The organism is Aedoeadaptatus urinae, from assembly GCF_900155585.1.
Classification (GTDB): Bacteria; Bacillota; Clostridia; order Tissierellales; family Peptoniphilaceae; genus Aedoeadaptatus; species Aedoeadaptatus urinae.
In genome coordinates, this window is sequence record NZ_LT707416.1 from 147,801 (window position 1) to 168,111 (window position 20,311).

At 44.2% G+C, this 20,311-nt stretch carries 16 protein-coding genes; 7 read left to right on the top strand and 9 right to left on the bottom strand.

The window, feature by feature from the left end; all coding sequences use genetic code 11:
• Positions 1-138 precede the first annotated feature (138 nt).
• The 3 genes from BQ7397_RS01565 to BQ7397_RS01575 all read left to right on the top strand — a co-directional run bounded on the left by BQ7397_RS01565 (position 139) and on the right by BQ7397_RS01575 (position 4,041).
• A complete protein-coding gene (locus tag BQ7397_RS01565) occupies positions 139-1,986 on the top strand; it encodes an LTA synthase family protein (RefSeq protein ID WP_077074439.1) in 1,848 nt (615 codons plus the stop codon).
• Between the two features lie 99 nt (positions 1,987-2,085).
• Positions 2,086-2,595 (top strand): macro domain-containing protein, encoded by a 510-nt coding sequence (locus BQ7397_RS01570; protein WP_077074440.1) that lies wholly within the window; start codon positions 2,086-2,088, stop codon positions 2,593-2,595.
• A 255-nt stretch (positions 2,596-2,850) separates the two neighbouring features.
• Positions 2,851-4,041, top strand: a complete 1,191-nt coding sequence (locus BQ7397_RS01575; protein ID WP_077074441.1) for a pyridoxal phosphate-dependent aminotransferase — start codon at positions 2,851-2,853, stop codon at positions 4,039-4,041.
• Between the two features lie 199 nt (positions 4,042-4,240).
• Here the strand turns inward: BQ7397_RS01575 and ortB are convergent, their stop codons facing one another.
• Genes ortB through BQ7397_RS01590 form a run of 3 tightly spaced genes read right to left on the bottom strand, consistent with a single transcriptional unit; the run spans position 4,241 to position 7,414 of the window.
• Complete coding sequence (gene ortB / locus BQ7397_RS01580) at positions 4,241-5,659, bottom strand: 2-amino-4-oxopentanoate thiolase subunit OrtB (protein WP_077074442.1); 1,419 nt, start codon at positions 5,657-5,659, stop codon at positions 4,241-4,243.
• Positions 5,652-5,963: a 2-amino-4-oxopentanoate thiolase subunit OrtA gene (gene ortA / locus BQ7397_RS01585; protein WP_077074443.1), complete on the bottom strand. Its 312-nt coding sequence runs from the start codon at positions 5,961-5,963 to the stop codon at positions 5,652-5,654. Before ortA ends, ortB begins: the two co-directional genes overlap by 8 nt.
• A gap of 17 nt (positions 5,964-5,980) precedes the next feature.
• Positions 5,981-7,414 carry a Na+/H+ antiporter NhaC family protein gene (locus tag BQ7397_RS01590; RefSeq protein ID WP_077074444.1) on the bottom strand — a complete coding sequence of 478 codons (1,434 nt, stop codon included), beginning with the start codon at positions 7,412-7,414 and terminating at the stop codon, positions 5,981-5,983.
• Positions 7,415-7,658: 244 nt separating this feature from the next.
• On the opposite strand from BQ7397_RS01590, the gene BQ7397_RS01595 reads away from it, so the two are divergent.
• A complete protein-coding gene (locus BQ7397_RS01595; RefSeq protein WP_144019950.1) occupies positions 7,659-8,225 on the top strand; it encodes a helix-turn-helix domain-containing protein in 567 nt (188 codons plus the stop codon).
• Between the two features lie 302 nt (positions 8,226-8,527).
• Here BQ7397_RS01595 and BQ7397_RS01600 read toward each other — a convergent pair whose 3' ends face one another.
• From BQ7397_RS01600 to BQ7397_RS01610, 3 genes are all read right to left on the bottom strand, one after another.
• On the bottom strand, positions 8,528-9,469 hold the full coding sequence (locus BQ7397_RS01600) for a putative ABC transporter permease (RefSeq protein WP_077074445.1): 942 nt from the start codon (positions 9,467-9,469) through the stop codon (positions 8,528-8,530).
• A 141-nt stretch (positions 9,470-9,610) separates the two neighbouring features.
• On the bottom strand, positions 9,611-10,771 hold the full coding sequence (locus BQ7397_RS01605) for an ArgE/DapE family deacylase (protein WP_077074446.1): 1,161 nt from the start codon (positions 10,769-10,771) through the stop codon (positions 9,611-9,613).
• An 11-nt stretch (positions 10,772-10,782) separates the two neighbouring features.
• Positions 10,783-12,057: an MFS transporter gene (locus BQ7397_RS01610; protein ID WP_077074447.1), complete on the bottom strand. Its 1,275-nt coding sequence runs from the start codon at positions 12,055-12,057 to the stop codon at positions 10,783-10,785.
• A 264-nt stretch (positions 12,058-12,321) separates the two neighbouring features.
• On the opposite strand from BQ7397_RS01610, the gene BQ7397_RS01615 reads away from it, so the two are divergent.
• From BQ7397_RS01615 to trhA, 3 genes are all read left to right on the top strand, one after another.
• A complete protein-coding gene (locus tag BQ7397_RS01615) occupies positions 12,322-12,693 on the top strand; it encodes a CidA/LrgA family protein (protein ID WP_083703357.1) in 372 nt (123 codons plus the stop codon).
• Positions 12,686-13,387, top strand: a complete 702-nt coding sequence (locus BQ7397_RS01620; RefSeq protein ID WP_077074448.1) for an LrgB family protein — start codon at positions 12,686-12,688, stop codon at positions 13,385-13,387. The genes BQ7397_RS01615 and BQ7397_RS01620 overlap by 8 nt, the downstream gene beginning before the upstream one ends.
• A gap of 268 nt (positions 13,388-13,655) precedes the next feature.
• Positions 13,656-14,306: a PAQR family membrane homeostasis protein TrhA gene (gene trhA, locus BQ7397_RS01625; protein WP_077074449.1), complete on the top strand. Its 651-nt coding sequence runs from the start codon at positions 13,656-13,658 to the stop codon at positions 14,304-14,306.
• Between the two features lie 323 nt (positions 14,307-14,629).
• Here trhA and BQ7397_RS01630 read toward each other — a convergent pair whose 3' ends face one another.
• From BQ7397_RS01630 to BQ7397_RS01640, 3 genes are all read right to left on the bottom strand, one after another.
• Positions 14,630-17,398 carry a DNA methyltransferase gene (locus BQ7397_RS01630; RefSeq protein WP_077074450.1) on the bottom strand — a complete coding sequence of 923 codons (2,769 nt, stop codon included), beginning with the start codon at positions 17,396-17,398 and terminating at the stop codon, positions 14,630-14,632.
• 557 nt (positions 17,399-17,955) lie between these two features.
• The gene (locus tag BQ7397_RS01635) at positions 17,956-19,776 is read right to left on the bottom strand and encodes an ATP-dependent endonuclease (protein WP_077074451.1); all 1,821 of its coding nucleotides are present in this window, start codon (positions 19,774-19,776) and stop codon (positions 17,956-17,958) included.
• Between the two features lie 91 nt (positions 19,777-19,867).
• Positions 19,868-20,224: an SIR2 family protein gene (locus tag BQ7397_RS01640; RefSeq protein ID WP_200801188.1), complete on the bottom strand. Its 357-nt coding sequence runs from the start codon at positions 20,222-20,224 to the stop codon at positions 19,868-19,870.
• Positions 20,225-20,311 lie beyond the last annotated feature (87 nt).

Sequence of the window (20,311 nt, forward strand, 5' to 3'; positions counted from 1 at the left end):
CGCGCTTTTTCCCTTCTTATTTAGAGCTCCGGAAATTTTTCCCCGCTCTTTTTTCGGTAAGGCTATTTTTTCGGAGATTGTAATGGGAGGATTATTTTGTGGTAAACTGTTTGTACTATTTATTGAAAGGAGATAGGCATGAAGCGTCAAACTTTTCGTTGGTGGCCCTATCTTTTTATGGCGGTTTCAAGCGTCCTGATCACGCTGTTTACTTTGTACTACGCCTGCGGAGGCGGCCCCGAGCGGGAGGCGCTCTTCGCTTCTTATCTGAAAAGCCCCCTGCTTTTGTTTATGAATTTTCTCCCGGTCTTCCTGCTCTTTGTCTTTCTCTATGCCTTGAGCGGCCGGCTGTGGCTGGGCTTTTCCGTGACGGGGCTTTTGTTTTTTGCCCTGTCCGTGGTGCAGCAGTTTAAGCTTATGTATCGGGACGAGCCCTTCGTCTTGCCGGAGATTTTGCTCTTTCGCGAATCCATGATGATGAAGGGACATTATCACCTGTCCGTCTTTGCATCCAATCCCGTGACTTTAATCGGCCTCATCGCCATGGTTTTCGTCGCCGTGTTTTTATTTTTATGGGACCGGAAGCCTTTGGCGGGCAAGGGGCGGCGGCGTCTGTTGTTTCTGTCGACGGCGGCCATTGTTTTTGTTTTTCAAGGCTTCAGCGGCCCTTATTTTTCGCCGAAGGTCTATGCCCGGGTAGGCGAAAAGGCGCCGATCAATACCTTAAACGCCACGGAAAATTACATGGCCCGGGGGTTGGTGTATCCCTTTGTCATGAGCGGTCGCATGTTCAGCGGCAACAAGCCCGAGAACTACGACAAAAAGCTCGCCGCCATGTTGTGGGAGAAGGTGAAGGAGCCGAAGGTGCCCGAGGAGAAGAAGGTGCACGTGATCTCGGTGATGTTGGAATCTTTCGCCGACTTTACGGTATACCCCGACATTCCCATTCACAGAGACGTGTATAATTCCTTCCACGCCATTCAAAGTGAGGGCGTGCACGGTCATTTGATCGCCGATATTTTCGGCGGCGGCACGGTGAACACGGAGCGGGGCTTTTTGACGGGCTTTTCCGGCACGGGCTATGCGGAATCCGTCGCCATGATGACGGACACCTATTCTCACGTGCGTTATTTTAAGGAAAACGGCTACACCGCCGAGGCGCTGCACCCGATTTACGGTTGGTTCTACAATCGAAAGAATGTGAATCCCCGCCTGGGCTTCGACGAGTATTTGTCTTTCGACAATTACTTTCAATCGGTGGAGGAAGCGGTGGGCGATACGGATTGGGGCTACACCCGGGACAACCACTTTTTCCCGGAGGTGGAAAAGCGCATGAATACGGCGGTTGACAAGGGGAAATATTATTTTTCCTACGCCCTGACCTATCAGGGCCACGGTCCCTATGCCGACTACAACATGGCGGACAGGCATTACGTGGATATGATGGAGGGCCAGGACCCGAAGGACTGGGCCATCTTTAACAATTACCTGTCCAATGTGGCCGCCACCGACGACGCCTTGGGCCAATTGGTGGAAGACCTCAGGAACCATCCGGAGCCGGTGGTGCTGATTTTCTTCGGCGACCACAAGCCCTGGCTCGGCCAAGGGGACAGCGGCTACAAGAGCATGGGAATCGACATCGATCAGTCCACTTTGGAAGGTCAGCTGAATTACTACACCACGCCCTATGTGATTTGGGCCAACGACGCCGCCAAGAAGAAGCTGGGCAAAGATTTTACAGGCGAAGGCCCGGATCTGAGCCCCTTCCTGTTGATGCGCTATCTCTTTGACACCATGGGCTGGCCCCACGACGGTATGATGGCGGTGCAGGACGAGTACCTGCCCGACACCACGGTGCTTCATGCGCCCTATATTCGCAAGGACGGTGAGTACCGGTTGCTGGACGGCAACAAGTCCCTCTTGGAAATGGTGCGCCAATACCGCTCGATGGAATACTACCGCGCCAATGAAAAGGTGAAGAAATAAGGTCGCTTCGGCGGCCTTTTTTTATCGGATTCATTGCTTTTTTCATGGCCCTTCGATAGGCTGGATTTAAGACATTGCGCAGAAAGAAAGGAGCGGGCTATGAAAGGATCCGTCGAAATGATTTTAGGGGACATTACCACGGTAAAGGCCGATGCCATTGTGAATGCGGCCAACGAAGGATTGGTGCGGGGCGGCGGCGTCTGTGGCGCCATCTTCCGCGGCGCGGGGCGTGCGCTGGACGATGCCTGCCGCATGATCGGCCACTGCGACACCGGGGATGCGGTGATGACGCCGGGCTTCGATCTGCCGGCCGATTATATCATTCACACCGTGGGCCCCGTGTGGCGAGGCGGCGGCGAAAACGAGCCCGCCCTCCTCGCCTCCTGCTACGACAAATCCCTGGCCCTCGCCGAGATTAACGGGCTGAAATCCGTCGCCTTTCCCTCGATCTCCACGGGAATCTTCGGCTACCCCACGGAGCCGGCGGCAAAAATCGCCGTGGCGCGTGGCTTGGCCTTTGTAGAAGACCACGATATGACGGTGATGTGGGTGCTTTTCGACGAAAAGACGAAGGCCATTTACGATGCGGCATTAGCGGCGGCGAAATGAAAACGATGAAATGATTTTATGAGCCGGCTCGAGCCGTACGGGACAAAAATTTCGTCCGTCGAAAGAAGGGCGGACGTCGAAAGATTTATCGCCACGGCGGCGAGAATGGGAAAAAGCTGCGAATCTTTTTTCCGTATGAATTTTAACTTCGATTCTTTTCCCGCAAAAAATAACGGAAGCTCACGAAGACCTTGAGAAATCGTTTTATTTCAACTATAATGGAATGCAGTGTAAAGAAAGAGAGGAGATTTTTTTATGAAACTATCCAACCGTATCGAATCCATGCCCTATAGTGCGATCCGCAAGCTGACCCCCTATGCCAACAAGGCAAAAGAAGCCGGCAAAAAAGTTTACCACTTAAACATTGGTGCACCGGACGTCGAAACCCCCCAAGAATTCTTCGATGCCATTAAGAACATCGACATGAAGGTATTGAGCTATGCTCCCTCCCCGGGTCTTCCCGAGCTTCGCGAAGGTATGGCTAAATACTATCAACGCAGAGACATCCCCATGACCGCTGACGACATCGTCGTTACCGCAGGCGGCTCCGAAGCTCTGCTCTTCACCCTGCTGGCCATTACCGACGTGGGTGATGAAATTTTGACCTGCGAACCCTATTACACCAACTATTATTCTTACTTTATCGAAACCTCGACCACGGTAACCACCTTCCCCACCGTCGTCGAAAACGACTTCCACCTGCCTTCCAGAGAAGTCATCGAATCCAAGATCACCGATAAGACCAAGGCGATCCTTCTTGCCAACCCCGGCAACCCCACCGGTGCCGTTTACACCCAAGAAGAAATCGAATTGATCGCTGACATCGCTATCGACAACGACCTTTGGATCATCGCTGAAGAACTCTACCGCGAATTCATCTTCGACGGCAGAAAATTCCACAGCTTCGGTACCATCGAACGCATCCAAGACCGCTTGATCCTTCAAGACTCCATCTCCAAACGCTTTAGCGGTTGCGGCGCTCGTATCGGTAACCTGGCCTGCATGAACAAAGACTTCATCGCCGCTGCCAACAAGCTGGCTACCGGCCGTTTGGCTTGCCCCACCGTGGACATGATCGGTGCTGCAGCTCTCTATCAAATCGACGATTCTTACCTGGACAAAATCGCCGAAATTTACCAAGAACGCCGCGACGTCATCGTCGAAGAATTAAACAAAATTGACGGCGTTAAATGCAACATGGCCGGCGGCGCTTTCTATACCGTAGCCGACCTGCCCGTAGAAAATGCCGAAGACTTCTGCCGTTGGTTGCTTGAAGAATTCGACGTTGACGGCGAAACCTTAATGATGGCTCCCGCCGCCGGTTTCTACGAACACAGCGAAGATTACATGAGCCAAGTTCGTTTGGCTTACGTATTGAATGTGGAAGCTTTGAGAAAAGCAATGCACATTTTAGACGAAGGTCTGAAGGCTTACAAAGCCAGATAATTAAACCGACTATCGGAAATAAAAGAGGCTATGCTCCCTGTGGGCATAGCCTTTTTTGTGTTAGTCGCAGATTTAGGAACCAACATAGCTTTTGCTTGATCTCTTGATCTTTCAAAGTAATCTCAATGGAAAAAGCGAGCAAGAAAATATCTTACTCGCTTTTTCTTATCTCGGAGACTTTCGTGCTATAGGTGTCTAACTAGCACTCTACTTGAAATTCTTTTAAATGTTCTCTTACTTCACTTTCAGAAAGCTTGGTTTCGTCGGCTAAATAACGGACATCTTCATCCGTAGCTTTTTCCAATTTGTTATTTTTTACAGCATTTTTGATATAGGACTTTCTCAGTGTATGCATATCATATTCACGAGCACGAATCAGTGAAGGGTCGCTGGGTAAAATAATGTTTTCGCCCGGTTTATCATCGTCAGGATTGCCAAACAAGATCTCAACGCCGTTTTCCTTAGCAAATGTGAGTTGCGCCGTGGGATGTTTGCCGGCTCCGGTATATTCTGTCTCTTGTACAACAATAATTTGATCTTCGTCCATTTCTTGTGCCATGGCAAATGCAGCTGTCAGAGAAGTATTGCCCGCGGGCCCTCTTTCATAGCCTTCTAGGCTTGCCAATGCTTCTGTGATATAGAAGGTTTCGCCCTGTTTTACCGTAACGTAACGATCGGCATATCGCAGGAATCTGGCTGCATTTCTCGGAACGTCTGAACGATCCGGCCATGTAATAAACGGGATGCTGAATCCTGTGTGTCCGGTCGTGAATGATTTTTTGTTGAAGTCGTGATCCGATGCCATGTGCAATCCGCTCAAGTCAACCGATGCTCCGACTATTTGTGCATTAGAGCCTGCTTTTTGCACACCGCGTGCAGTTCCGGTTAAGTTTCCGCCTCCGGCATTTGTGCAAACAACGACATCGGGATCCTTTCCGGTCTTTTCTCTACATTGGTGTACCAGCTCGTATCCCAGCGTTTCTATGCCTGCAATGGCAAAGGGTACGTAAAGGGATGCGTTAAAGTAGCCTGTATCTTCTAATACTTGCAGGAAGGTGGAAAAAAGTTCGGGACCGACGGTTAATTGGATGACTTCTGCACCGTAAGCTTCGCAAATTCTTTGTTTTTCTAAAATCTCAGGTTGACCTACCATTCTACTGTCGTAACATTCTTGCACGACAATGCAGTGCAAGCCCGCCATCGCAGCTTGTGCTGCTACGGCAGCGCCATAATTTCCGGACGTGGCACAGCATACACCTTTATATCCCAGCTTCTTTGCCAAGTAAACTGCCATGGATGCCCGACGTGCTTTAAAGCTGCCCGATGCGTTGCAAGCTTCATCTTTTACAAAAATCCGGGCACCCTTTCCTTTTTCCGCATACTTTCTTGCCAGAGCCGTCAGGTTTTTCATTTCTAACAGAGGCGTGTTGCCGACGGCGCAGTCTAGTTGAATTTTACTAATTTCATCAATTGTGAAATCAGCCGACTCGCTCATCATTTTTTCATAATTGAAACCGATGCCTTCAAATTCATACTTAGTATAATCTATCCCGGTGGATGCCAGCATGATTTCATTTTTACGGCTTAAAATCGCTTCATAGGAGTTGTCTTTAGTCATTGATCTTTCCTCCAAACAAAATTTCACGTAATTGGCATTGAACTTTCAAGAGTTCTGGGACGAAGTCGCCATAGGTGTGCGTGTATTTTGGCTTCACCGCAAATAATTTACCTGCCACTCGTCTGCCCGTAACAGTAATTACTTCTACATCATCACCGATGTTGGCCTCTTCACATAAAAAGCCTTTGACCCACATTTGTAAGTCATGTTTTTGTGTATCTTCAGGTACTTGCGGAGCCCGTTTTCCTGCCGGCAATACAATGCGAGTGATTTGAACCCATTCGCCTTTACAAACTTTATTCATATTCTCTTCCTCCTATTTTATTTTGCGACTTGTTTTTCTTTCATTCCGTCGTTGCGACCGACTCCAATGAAAATGGAAGCCGTCATTACAATCAACAGAGCTATAGGATAAACAACGAGTGGCGATACTTCTACGCCAATAAGCGGTGCGGATGTTTCAGATGCAAAGCCCATGGTAAATACCATTGCCGGAGTCCAGGGCAATAAATAGGCTAAAGTGTTTGATTGCGCATCAAGGACATTTGCAATCCGATAAGGGGAAATGTTGTGTCGATCTCCAAGCGGTTTTGCAAATGACGAGCCGACAGCCAGAATCGCCGGTGCATTCAAGCCCATAATTCCCGAGAGTAAAATAACCATGACCGTAATAACGAGTTCCGAGCCCGTCGCAGTGTTCGCTGCGCCTCCCAAGGCGTTCAGCAAACGAATGTCGCCGCCACCTGCTCGCATAATAGAGATCGAACCGAATAATAACAAAGCCAATACACTGACTTGTAACATACCCGATAGACCTTCAAAAATGATACCGCCGACTTCACGATCCAAGCCGCTCCCACTAACGTTGACCAACGCATTGACGTTTTCTGCAGGGGAATCAATCACGAGAAGATCGAATTGCCCTGTCACCAGGCCGATGGCTGCCGAAACAACAATCCCAATAGTAGTTGCAATGACAATGTCACCGGTTTTAAAGGCTACATACAGTGTGGCCGCAACGCCGAGCAACATGAGAAAAGCCTTTGGATCGTAATTGGCAAGGTCCGTCGCAGCGGCACTTGCCGCTTCGTGTTGAATTACGGAACCGAGGATGGCAAAAACAATAATTGTAATGGTTCCTGCAACGCCGGCATACTTCAATCTGGAACGTACAACACCGGGAACATCGACACCTTGGGTCGTGGCTGAACAAATTGTCGTATCAGAAACAGGTGCTAAGTTATCGCCAAAAACTGCTCCGGATATAACCGCCCCCGCTAATAATTCGGGATTGCATCCGATCGATATTCCTGCCGGATATAACACACCCATGGCCGTTGCGATGGTGCCGAAACCTGTTCCGGTTGCAGTTGCAAAGAGGGCAGAGGCAATAAATGTTATTTCGACAAATACTACTGGACCTACGCCAAGATTAGCAGAGAAACCGGCGATCGCTAACGCGAGCCCAGACGAGCTAAGCACCTTTGAAAATACGCCTGCAAAAAACCAACAGAGAATCGGTGTGATCGCCTCGCGACTGGACATCCCATCCACCAACACGGAAGAATACATCGTTTTATCTTTTGCAAAAAAGAATGCCACGATAATTGCCATAAAAGCAGGCAACCATAAAGCGCCGTTAGAAATGGATCTCCAGACAAATGTTGTAAGGATGATCAAAGCAATAAATACAACAAATGGGATGAATGAAAACCATTCACCTCCGTAGAATTCAAGCTTTTTCTTTGATTCCATATAAGCCCCCTTATAACAGATGCAGAAACTGCGTTCTGAAAACTATAGACGAAATTTCGCTGCGAAATAATACGATATATGGTAATAAATCCGTTATCTCGTATTAATCGCATAGTAACATACGTTATAACGGAATGCAACCGTTTTCTGGAACTTTTTAATTTTATTGATTTTTGGTGGTTACTAAGCATATACTTAAAGACAACCGGTAAATTCCCTTCAGTTATTAGGAGGTTAGATTAGTTTGAATAGCGACATGGAAATGAATTTTGACGCCATCAGATTGGGCCAAGCCTTGCGTCAAGAAAGAAATAGATTGGGATATACCTTAGATGAAGCATCCAATAAGACAGGTGTTTCAAAGACGATGCTTAGCCAAATCGAGCGGGGGGAGTCTTCCCCCACTGTTTCGACCATTTGGAAGATTTCCGCAGGTCTTCGAGTATCTTTGGCCACTCTCCTTTCCCATAGCAATAAGTCCGACTATAAGGTGATAAAATTGGACGAAGTCATGCCCATCGCTGAAGATGACAATGTTTTAATTCAAAATATTTTTTTATTCGATCCTTTATCTCCTTTAGACGGATTGTTCATCACACTGCGCCCCCACGCCAAGTACCAATCCACCGGACACAACAATGCATTACAAGAATATATTTTTGTAATTGACGGTGAATTAACAATGCATGTTGGCACAGAGTCTTTTTCCATGAGTAAATTTGATACTCTTAATTTTGAAGGCGATGAAGATCACTCCTATGAAAACATGTCTGACGATTCGGTTACTTTTCTGTCGTTAATTAAGTATTGATACACTACTTGTGTCTATTAAATCTCATTGTAAGTGTGTGGTAAGAAATTTTCTGTCGAAACTTTTATTTTAAATTGATGTAGTAAAAAGTACATACGAACCAAATCCAAAACCACTAAAGGTCAGTAAGCATAATGCTAATTCAATTTAGCTTAATATTTAAAGAACCCACGACTCTTCGTGGGTTCTTCCGGTCTAATGACATAATTTATTCAATGACTCTATTGTACTTTTAAATCTGCAAATAGATATTAGAGGCTTGCTTGAATCTCCCTATCCCTGTGGGCATAGCCTTTTTTGTGTTAGTCGGCGCGCAAGAGGTGCAGCCTTCGCTCTCTGTTTTCCAATATATCCTTGTCCTCTTGAATGGCCGCCTCCAGTTCTTTTAGGGCGTCTTGATCGGCGCCGCTTTTTAAGGAGTCGATGAGGGCGTCCTGCTTCTCGATGATTTCCCGCTGCAGGCTCCAGGTGGTGGTGAGGTTTTTCGATGCGGCTTCTCGCGCCCGCTCTTCCAGGGCTTCGACTTTTTCTTCGGCGAGGTGGCGCATGGCTTCGCCTTCGTTACGGATGCGCTCTAAGCGGGCTTTGACTCTTTCCGTGCGGAAGGTGAGCTCGGGGTAGGCGTCCAGGATCCGCTTGTGGAAGACGGAGCGGTTTTCCAGCAGGTAGCGGACTTCGGCGGCGATTTCTTCGCTCTTGTCGGAACGACTTTCTTCCACGCCACGCTTTAAGAGGCTCATGATGAAGGAGCTCATGATGCCGTCGGCGACAAAGAGGATGCTTACGGCCGTGAGCAGGCTTGTAAAAAACAAGGGATCCATTAGAGATGGCAAGGCCAGGAGGCGGGGGTTCAGTATTTTTATAATGGCCATGCCGCCGAGGCCGAAGAGGATGAGGTTTCCGATCCACACCCGGCCGTGAAGGTTCATGGGCTTTTGACTGTAGTCCCACCAGCGGGCGTGGAAGTGCTTTTCCAAAATGTAGCTCGTCATGTATTCCAGCAGGCCGCAAAGGACGAAGGCGATGAGAAAGCTCATGGCCCAGCTTCGGTCCACGGAGGCGAGGAGGTTTCCGCCCAAGGTGACGATGACGGCGCCGGTGCCGTAAATGGGGCAGTAGGGGCCGATGAGAAAGCCCCGGTTAATAAAGCGCTTGTACTGGAAGTATTTTAGTACCACTTCCGTCACCCACCCCATCAAGGAGTAGATGAAGAATAGCCATAACAGCTGCGCTGCATTTTCCATTAAATCATCCTTTCCTCTTTTACGATTCTTCTTTTATGGTACCTGCTAGTTGAAAAAAAGACCAGATTCTTTTTTCCCTTTAGGGGAAATTTTTGTCAGGGCGCAAAAAAGGCACGGACCGCCGGGTCTGTGCCTCTCGTTTTATTTGCTTTCCGTAAAAGCCACCGCCATGTCTTTAAAGATGCGGATGGTGTCTTCGTATTCGTCGAGCTCGATGTATTCGTCGATTTTGTGGGCCATTTTCGTGAGCCCCGGGCCGTAGACCACGAGATCCACATCCCCCGGCAGGTGGATGTAGCGGGAGAGCTCGCAGGTGCCGATAAGGGGACGGACCTGCACGTTTTTATCTTTCCCCGCTTCTTTTAATGCACGGATCAGGGCCGTGTCTTTTTTCGCCTCGGCGGCATCCAGTACCTGGTTCAGCTCCAGGGTGAGGGTGGCATTCTCGGAATTTTCGTTGTTTGCGTCCACATTTTTTTGCAAAAGCTCCACGGCGCGGGCGGAGTCGTATTCCGGCACGGTGCGGGCGTTGCCTTTGATGATGACGTGATCGGGCACGGAGTTAAACTGCCGTCCCCCTTCGATAATGGAAAAGACATTGAGGGTGGCGCCTAAATCTTCGTTCCGGTAATCGGGGTTGTTTGTCACGGCGTCGAAGTCTTTTTGCGTCTTTTGAATAAATTCCGCCGCCGTCATAATGGCGTTGATGCCCAGCTCCGGCATGGAGGAGTGGGCGGCTTTGCCTTCGCCGTGAATGGTGTACATAATGGAGCCTTTGGAGGCGAAGATGGCTTGGTTTTCGCCGTCGCGCTTCGTGGGCTCGGGAATGACGATGCCGTCGACCGCATCCAGATAGCCGCCTTCCACCAAATCCAGGGCGCCCTGCATGCCCACTTCTTCGCCGACGGTGCCGATAAACCAAACTTCCCCGGCGAAATCCGCGCCTTCATCGGCGAGATCCAAAAGCATGACGAGGGCCGCCGCCACACCGGCTTTCATGTCGCAGGTGCCGCGGCCGTACATTTTGTTGCCTTCGATGGCGCCTTCAAAGGGCGCATGGGTCCAGCCTTCGCCGGGCTCCACCACGTCCAGGTGGCCGGAGACGGCGAAAATTTTCCCGGGCCGATTGCCTTTTAGCTTCACGAGAATATTGTCCCGCCCCGGATAGGAGGGCACGATTTGTGTTTCGATGTTTTCGTAATCCTTAAACAGCTCGGCGATGGTTTTGGCCACCGCCCCTTCGCCGTCGTTGACCGATTCGATTTGAATGAGTTGTTTTAATATGGAAAGATGTCTGTTCATCTGTACCTCCTTTATTTTTCCGTTTTTCCTTCAAAGGCCTCGGCGTTTTTGTGGGCGAGGAACCACAAGAAGCCCGTGAGCAGGGCGAATCCGATGTTAATGATCCAGGCCATGTAGTAGCTGCCGGAGGCATCGAAGATATAGGACACGAGCAAGGGACCGAAGGCCGCCCCCACTTGGGTGGCGGATTGCACGAAGCCGTAGGCCTCGCCGTACATGGCGCGCCCATAGATCGATGCGGTGACCAAGGGCGGCAGGACCGAGCCAAGGGCCAGGCCGAAGCCGAAGACCACGGCCACGAGCCAGGGACCCCAGGCAAAAGGCACAAAGAGCATGGCCACAAAGCTTAAGGCCAAGGTGGTTGCGCCGAAAATAATGGCGTGGTAGATGCCGTACTTGTCGGCGATGCGGCCCAAAAGCAGCTTGCCGAAGACGCCGAGGAGGAGATAGATAGAGACCACGGTCCCCGCCGTTTGAAAGCCCGCCGCTTCCTGAAGCGCCGGCGGAAATTGCAAGGAGGCGCCGTTGGCCAAGCCGTTCATCACCGTGCCGAGAAGCAGGAAGATAAAGAAACTGCAAGACATGGAGGCGGCGATGGACAGGCCCACGTTCAAGGATTTGTTGGTGTCCTTGTGGTGGTCCGCCGGTCCGTCGTCGGATTCCTTATAGCCGTAGGGCTTCATGCCCTTGTCTTCCGGTCTGAGATAGATCAAAAAGAAACCGAAGACGACGGCCAGTGCCAAAATGATCAGGGCGTAGACCCGGTAAGACATGCGCCAGCCCACGTGGTCGATGAGGCCGTTGACCACAGGGCTCAACAGCGCGCCGCCGGCGGAGATGCCGGAGACGGCGATGGATGTGGCCAGGCCCTTTTTTTCCGTAAACCAGTTGTTAATGAGCATCATCATGGGAATTTGCGCCGTGGTAATGTAGGCGGCACCGACCACCAGGCCCAGGGCGTAAAACTGGTACTGATTTTGCGCCAGGGAGTAACCGTAGACCGCCGCGGCAAAGGCGATGGCCGCCGCCGTCCAAATGCGCTTGAAATTATATTTCGTCAGGACCACCGAAATCACGGGGCCGAGAAAAATTCCCACGGCTTGAGTAATGGTGCCCGTAAAGGAAAAGGCCGTTCGGGAAAAGCCCAGGTCCTCGGTCACGGCGATCTGCCAGGTGTTGGACAGGGAATTCACCACCGGCACATAGACCCCGAGGACCAACATAGCCACGATTAAAATCACCCAGGCGTAGTGGAAGCCGCCTTTTTGATTCAATTCACGTTTCATCATTACCCCCTCATTTTACATGTTCTTAACTTGTTCTCATGTATACCCCGCCTATTTAAAAAAAACCTTTTATTTTTTCTTCCTGTTCTCTTCCCTTCGTTTCCGTGACTCCTTGCCGCATCATTATAAATTCAGTGCTTTGTATGATTGTAGGGTAAATACCTTATATTTACACAATTTTCGAATTATGCCTTGTAATCAAGCCCTCTGTTTTATATATTAGAGGGGCTATGTTATTTAATAAACTAAGAAAGGAGCGAATACGTGTTATTCCAATTATTCGTCATGTTTGGGACGGCACTGCTGGGCCAAGTCATTTCCGGTTTGTTGCCCTTCCCCTTCCCCAGTACCATTATCGCCGCCTTGATTTTATTTCTCTTGCTGGAATTCAAAATCGTTAAATTGGATGAATTAAAAGACGTCATCCGGTTGTCCAACAAGTATTTAGCCATCGTCTTTATCCCCGTGGGCGTGGCCGTCATGGAGTATTTTTCGGAATTTTCCATGGACGTGTGGCTCAAGATCGTGGTGATCATCGTGATCTCCACCGGCGCCACCCTGATCGTCACCGGTAAAGTGAGCGATATAATTATCGCCCTGCAGGAAAAAGTGACAGGAGGTAAAAAAGATGCTTGATCTCATCACGCAAACCCCTTATTTCGGGCTGGCTCTTTCGATTCTCTTCTTTATTTTATTTTCGAAGCTCAGCACCCGCTTAAACGCGCCCATATTAAATCCCCTGTTGTTTTCCATTATCGCCATCATTCTGGTCCTCACCGTCTTCGACATTCCCCTGGAAAATTACCGGGCCGGCGGCTCCATGATTCAAATGGTGATTTCACCGGTGGAAACCATCGTCATCGGCGTGAGCCTTTACAAGCAAAAGGACACGCTCATCAAATACCTGGTGCCCGTCCTCCTGTCGGTGACCGTTGGCTGCGTCTTTGTCGTGCTCTTTGTGGTGTTCTTAGGAAACGCGCTGGCCGTGCCGCAAGAGGTGCTTATGGCCTCGATTCCGAAATCCGTCACCACCGCCATTGCCATGGAAATTTCCGGCAAAATGGGCTGGATCGTCTCCATTACCGTCATGTTCGTCATCTTAACCGGCATCGTCGGCGCCGTCATCGCCCCCTACTGCATCAAGCTGGCGAAAATTAAAAGCCCCGTCTCCAAGGGCTTGGGGATTGGGACCGCCGCCCACGCCGTGGGCACCAGCTACGCCATCACCCTGGGCGAAGTGGAAGGCGCCATGAGCGGCTTAACCATCGGGCTGCACGCCATTATCGCTTCCGTGGTGATGCCCCTGTTGATTAATTTGCTTGGCTTGTAATATAAAAAAATCTCTCAAAGGAGCGGCGCATACATCATGAATCCGGTAAGCACGTAAAGTGACCTCCGAAGGTTGGATTTTTTCTCCGACCTTCGTGGGTCACTTTAGCTTCTGGCTTGTTTTTTTACCAATGTATTGTATGCACGGCGCCATGAAGGATATAATGAAGGCATCATCGTTTACAATTAACAAATTCCCTGCATTCGATTAGATGGCACACCTTCCACCTATTCAGCAAAGCGTGTGAAAATTTCGGGGGAGACGAAAAATGAGAATCATAAAATACAGCAAGTCTGAAGAGGCTTTAAATATTGCCACCCACATTTTAGGATTTATCCTAAGCCTGATTTTTTTTATACCGGTCGTCGTCGAAGCGTACAGGGGCAAGGATGTCGTTGGATTTTTGGCGTGGCTCGTTTATTTTATCGCCATCGCCGTCATGTTTTTATCCTCAAGCCTCTATCACGCCATGACCCGGCCCATGGCAAGGACAATCTTTCGGGCCATCGATCACGGAGTCATCTATCTGACCATCGCAGGCTCCTATACTCCGATTATCCTAATCGGTCTAAGATCCACTTTTGCCATGGTTATATTCGTACTCATCTGGATTTTGGCAATTATCGGCATCACAATGAACATCATCGCCTTTACCACAAGTAAAGAAGACAAGATAGGCAAGGCTTCCATGGCGATCTACATGGCCATGGGATGGATCTCCGTTCTCCTTATCTATCAGATTTATAAGTCAATCGGCCTGAGCTATATTTTATTTTTGGTCCTCGGCGGCCTTTTTTATACGCTGGGCGCCGTTTTTTATTCAATAAAAAAGATTCCCTACAACCATGCGCTCTGGCATATTTTTATCCTCGTGGCAGCCTTCGTCATGTTTTACGGGAATTATAAATTTTTAGGATGATTGCAAAAAAAGAAAGATGCATAAAAATAAAATCGAGCAAGGGACGCTTAGAGTGACCCCATAAAGTTTGACTTAATCGAGTAAGCATTTCGCTTGCTCGATTTTTTGTGTTCTCTTATCAGCTTTTTCCCCTATTTTAATCGAATCTCCGTTGTCATCCCGTCGAAAGGGCTGTCCTACATGGCCCGCCGTCGCCATTTTGGAAGCCGGCGGACTGAAAATGCAAATACGCAGTTTAAAATAGGGAGATTTACTACAAATACGCATTATAAAAGGATAGGCACGGGCCTATCCTTTGGTTTATCGCTTAATAAATATGGGGCTTACTTCTGCATTTGATGAGTTAGTTCCTGATATAACTTCATCAATTCCCCAACACATTCTGATTCTGACATGTTTTTCCAGTCAAAACCATAAGCCTCCATGACAGCTTTATCATTTTCTTGATGAGCTGTTCTTAAATTTGATGGCATTAATGATTCATCATAAAGTTCTGAAAGACTCGCGCCGGGATTTAAACTTCTAGCATCTAATATAAGTTTTGCCGTTTCTCTTATTTTTTGTTTTTGTTCTTTACTAGCATTAGGCCAAACAAAGGTATTGTATACTACGCGATTTGAATATCTATAATCACTCTTTAATCTCCCCGCTATAGTACGCATCCAGGCGTTATGAACATTTGATGATAGAATTCCAAAATAATATAAATCAGTTATTTCTATCATAAAGTGTGGATCAGCTGTCCAAACTTTCTTAGGTATAAATCCAATTGGAATGTATTTTCTTTTTCCTGATGACATTTGAGGTATAAAAATATAATCATTTTTAGGTGTGCTGAGTTTTACAAATTGTCTCGGAAAATCTTTTAATTTATGATTTTTTTCATATCGCTCTTCTTTAACTTCCCTAATTATCGACTTAGCCATGGGCATTTTATTCAATTCGTCTGGAGGACACTCTTCTAGATAAAGGCAAAATCTTTTCTTATCATTCAAATACTCCTCAGCACCTAGATACTCATGAAAGTACTTTTCTGCCGTGGGTTCCTTGATTACTAAATCTAATTTTTCTTTTTCCGTAAAGACATATTGTTTTGCACCTACTCGTGTGCCTGTTTGTGCTTCAACTACATCGCATATTGGCTTAGCTCTTCCCTCTATGACTACGCTTGGTGCCTCTAACAAATAAGGACTAATATTATTCACCATTTTCACTTGTGTGTCAGATAAAAATAACTTCTTCTTTTTGTTGTTTTTTTTACTAAAACCTACAATTACACAATGCACTGCCGCTTTATTCTTCGCTTCGTTAGCCCATACAAATGTTTGATAAGCAAAATTTATTACCAAGTTATGCTTTACAAAAATATTGTTCCAAAATGGTGAAACTTGCTCGCCTTGGCTAATACTATTTGTTGAGACAAATGCACATTCTATTTTATTATTTTCTATAAATTCAGCTGATTTTTTATACCATCCCGTAACGTAATCCAGTTTTCCAATTGCTTTTGCTTTTCCAAAAACGTTTTTTAAATCCTCAGACTGAGATTTATTCATATATCTTGCTCCTACAAAAGGAGGATTTCCCATGATGTAGTTTAATTCGTCTTTGGAAACTAACTCTTCCCAGTCCATAGTCAAGGCATTTCCTTCAGCTATGTTTGGATAGCTCTTAAGTGGTAGGAAGCTAAGATTCATATTAACTATATCTTCTGTTTCCTTCATCATTTGCGACTCTGCTATCCAAAGTGCAGTCCTGGCTACTGATACAGCGAAGTCATTAATTTCTATCCCATGGAATTGACTAATAGAAATCTTTATTGGAGTATAATCTTGTCCCATCACAATCTGACCTTTAAAAAATTCATTAAGAATTTCATTTTCGAGTCTACGAAGTGAAATATATGTCTCTGTTAAAAAATTTCCGCTTCCTGCTGCCGGATCTAAAAATTTAAGGGATGCTATTTTATTTTGTAGATCTTCCAGTTTTTTCTTTTTCGTACTAATTGCCTTATAGGAAATAGCCTCATTGAATTCTTCTCTAAATTTATCCATGAATAGCGGATCTATAAGTTTGTGAATATTCTCAATAGATGTATAGTGCATACCTCCGGATCGTCTCGTTTCCGGGTTTAATGTTGATTCAAAAACTCCGCCAAAAATCGTTGGGCTTATTTTTGACCAATCAAAATCAGCAGATGCCTTATTAAGAATTATATCTATTATTTCTTCATTTATTCTTGGAATAACTATATCTTCTTTTTCAAATAATCCTCCATTAACGTATGGAAATTCTGAAAGTTCATCGGACTGATAAGGATCACGCTCGTTCTCCTTTTGGTCTAAAACTCTAAATAATTTAATAAGCGCATCTCTAAAACTAGAAGGATTATCCTTAAATGATTTCAAATAATCATGAAACATATTAAGACGACCAAATAATCCGGCATCCTCGGCATAAAAACAGAATACCAATCTTACGCATAAAATATTTAGATCTTTTAGGGTATCTTCATCTTGTGGATTTTGATATTGTTCTAATAAGGCATCATAGAGGACACCAACTAAATCCCCGGCTTTAATAGAGACTTCAGTTGCTTTCTTTATGTAATCATCTTCCACATCAACCAGAAAATTTAACCTATAGTAATCTTCTTCTAGGTCCTTAAGATAAACTATCTCCGGTTCCGATTGAGGTTTATTCATGTCATAAATATGAAATTCCTGAAAATTAGATAATACTATCCACCTTGGTCTATCATCATATGGCATCTCAATAGAATATCTCTTCGCTTGTTGAAATGGCGATAAAAGCGAACCATCTGATTGCCTTATACCTTTTCTTAGGTCTTTGTTTATTGATTTTTGCTCAATTAATACATGTGTTGACGGAATATGTCCATCTATAAAACTTGTATGATCTAACACAACCTTGTCTTCAAAACGAATATATTCAGCCGGACGCTCTACACCATATACTTCATTTAAAAGTGACAACCAGAACCTGGCAGAATCGCCTTTCTCGTATCCGATCCCTTCCCATCTAATGGCAAATTCTTTTGCGGCCTGTCTTTGTTCTCTTTGTGTTAACATTTTAAACCTCGCTTATATCGCTTTATGTAGTGTTTAAATTAAATTTTAGGCGTTATATTTAAATAACGGTGACGTTGATGAAGAGTTCACTATGTACATATTTATTATAGCATGTTCTCAAAAATTCATTATCTATGTATATCAGAAATCGCCTTGTTCGTAACAATATATAAACCTCACTCTATCTTAGTTTATAGAAACGGAGTTTTAAGAATTGTGTTTTTAATTTTATATGTACATCACGAATAAAAAGTTAATTTTTGAGGAAAAATGGATGAAATAGACGAAGTGCAAAAAAGCCCACAGCGAGGCGTACACAGGTACGCCGCAGCGCGGGCTTTTTGAAACGAGTCTAGTTCGCCATTTTCACCAAAAATTTACTCCCATTCTTCTTTTCCAAACGTACAATATATCCCAAACCATTCAAAATACTAGGTCCTATTTTTTAGAGTATCACTAAATCCACCTAATTATAGGACATTTTCAAATTTTTATTCCCGTCCCAGTCCCAGTACTGGAGAAATTATATTCATATATTTTAAATAAAGTATAATACGTTAATCTACCATGCTTAAAAAATCTTGTATCATTTCTGTTAATTCATATCTTTCAGTTCCATCAGCATCAATGTACTTCTCTGCATCTCTAATTTGCACTGCAGTCATTTTAGGCCATAATTTTTCTAAAACATCATTAGGAGACATTCTTATGGCAGAACCAATTTTCTTTTTAGCGTCTTCTGTTTCTGAGAATTGTGAGTCAAATACTTTTTCGTCTATACAATCAATACTAATATAATTTTCTGGTTCTCTTTTTCTAGTAACATATGCTTTTATTCCTTTATCTAATAAAATTTTTACCTGTTTAAGATTTCTTTCCTCATCAGCAGTTCCTTTATCAGAATCCAACAAAATTCCCCAAGGTATTGAAAATTGTTCTGCTATTTTTTGCGTTATCCAATGTTTAAGATTCCCACAACCACCTATTGGTACGATTGCTATATTTTTTTCATCAAATGTATTACTTATATAAGTACCTTCTTTTAATTTATGTGCTGTATGTTTGAGAAAAATAACATCAGATTTTCCTTCAACTAGAATAATTGCTTTAGCATTGCTACTAAAAGGTTCTGGTAAAACTCCTAGCATTTCTGCTATTTGCTTATATACGTCATCCGAACCGTCCCTTACTAGTGTAACCTTATTAGTTTTATCTACTAATCTTAAACTATTTAACGGTAATAGACCACAAATTGCAGGTGTATGTGTTGTAACTATCACTTGAGCATTATCTTTTTTTGATATTTCCAAAAAAGCCTCTACCAGTAATTTTTGATGTAATGGATGTTGGGATGTTTCTGGTTCTTCGAAAGCATAAATTATTGAACTGTTTTGATCATCTTCAGATAATTGTCGTTCTGCTTCCGCTCTAAAAAAATTTAATAAAACTAATCTTCTGACTCCACTCCCTCTTTTATTCATAGGTATATTATCGTCTGAATTTATTGTGAGTTTAAATAAAGAATCAAAATTAGGTTCAGTTTTAAATTCAGGTGTAAGAGATGTAGCTAATTCACTGTTCATATCTTTAAGTTTATTTAAAGTTCTATTTGCAGTATCTAATGCTTTTTTTCTAACTTCTTCTTTGATTACATTAAGTTCTTTTTCTACTTCTTGCAAAGCCTTTTGTACAGCAACTTTCATCGGATCTGTTATTTCTTTATCTGTGTCAGAGCTAGAACGATCTGATTGGAAAAGAGCATAATAGGGTAAATACGTTTCTAATTTACTATATATTTTTTTTGAATCTTCTTTATCAACAGGAACATCTGTAGTAACTAAATTTAATTTCTCATTTTCCTTCCAGATAGCTTGCCTCAAACTAACACCACTTCTTGCATCATATTTTGATTCATCAATATTGAGATCTTTTGCTCGCTGTTTTAAATCTTTAATCTTTAATGTTAATAAATCATTAAAGTTTTCATCGGAAGGATGATTACAAACTATAAATGTAGAAGGTTTTGGTTTTGCAGTACTAGCTTTAAATACTTTTTTTATTTCCAACAAACCATCAGTGTTTAGTAAAAATTCTTTTTTTAATGTTGTTTCAGAAGAAGCATCTATAGAAATCGACTCTAAAATTGGAGAAAAAACACAAGTTATCTCTATTAAATCATCGCCTTGACTATGGTTTATAGATAAGTCTTCTTTTTCACATACAACGATCTTATTATTAAAAAATATCTCCAAAGCTTCTAATATAGTAGATTTACCAGAATCATTTTTACCAACTATAGTTGTAAGGTCATCTATTTTTATCGATACCTCATCTTTATATCCTCTAAAGTTTCTAATTTTTACACTATTAAGATTCATTGACCTTTCCTTTCTATCATCAACATTTTATATTTTTTAAATTATCATCATTTTTTACTCATAATTAAATCTATTCATCAATAAAGATAAACTATAGTTTAGGAACTACCGAATTATTATCTATACCATTTTTTGTAATATCCCATCTTGCAACTTTAATTTTATTTAGCAATTTCCTGCGACCATTGGGAAATGTATTAATATATAAACTCATTATCCTAGAAAAACTGGTGTCTAAATCAACTTTCTTATTTGTCTTATCTTCTATCTCACATAAAATACTTGTGTAAAATGATTCAGCAAAAACAGATTTTGACTCTGTGCTTATACCTGCACCACAAAAAAGAACTAAATTGTTTTTCAAAACGGACTCAATAATCTCTTCAGGCATATCAAAATTTTTATTATTTTTACAAATCATACATTCACAAGGTTCATACACATTCAAACTTTTTCCTCCTATTCTCTTCATTTCCATCAATTTTATAAAAATAATAATGATAATTTTTTACTAACTTTCTTCTATTTAAGAGTC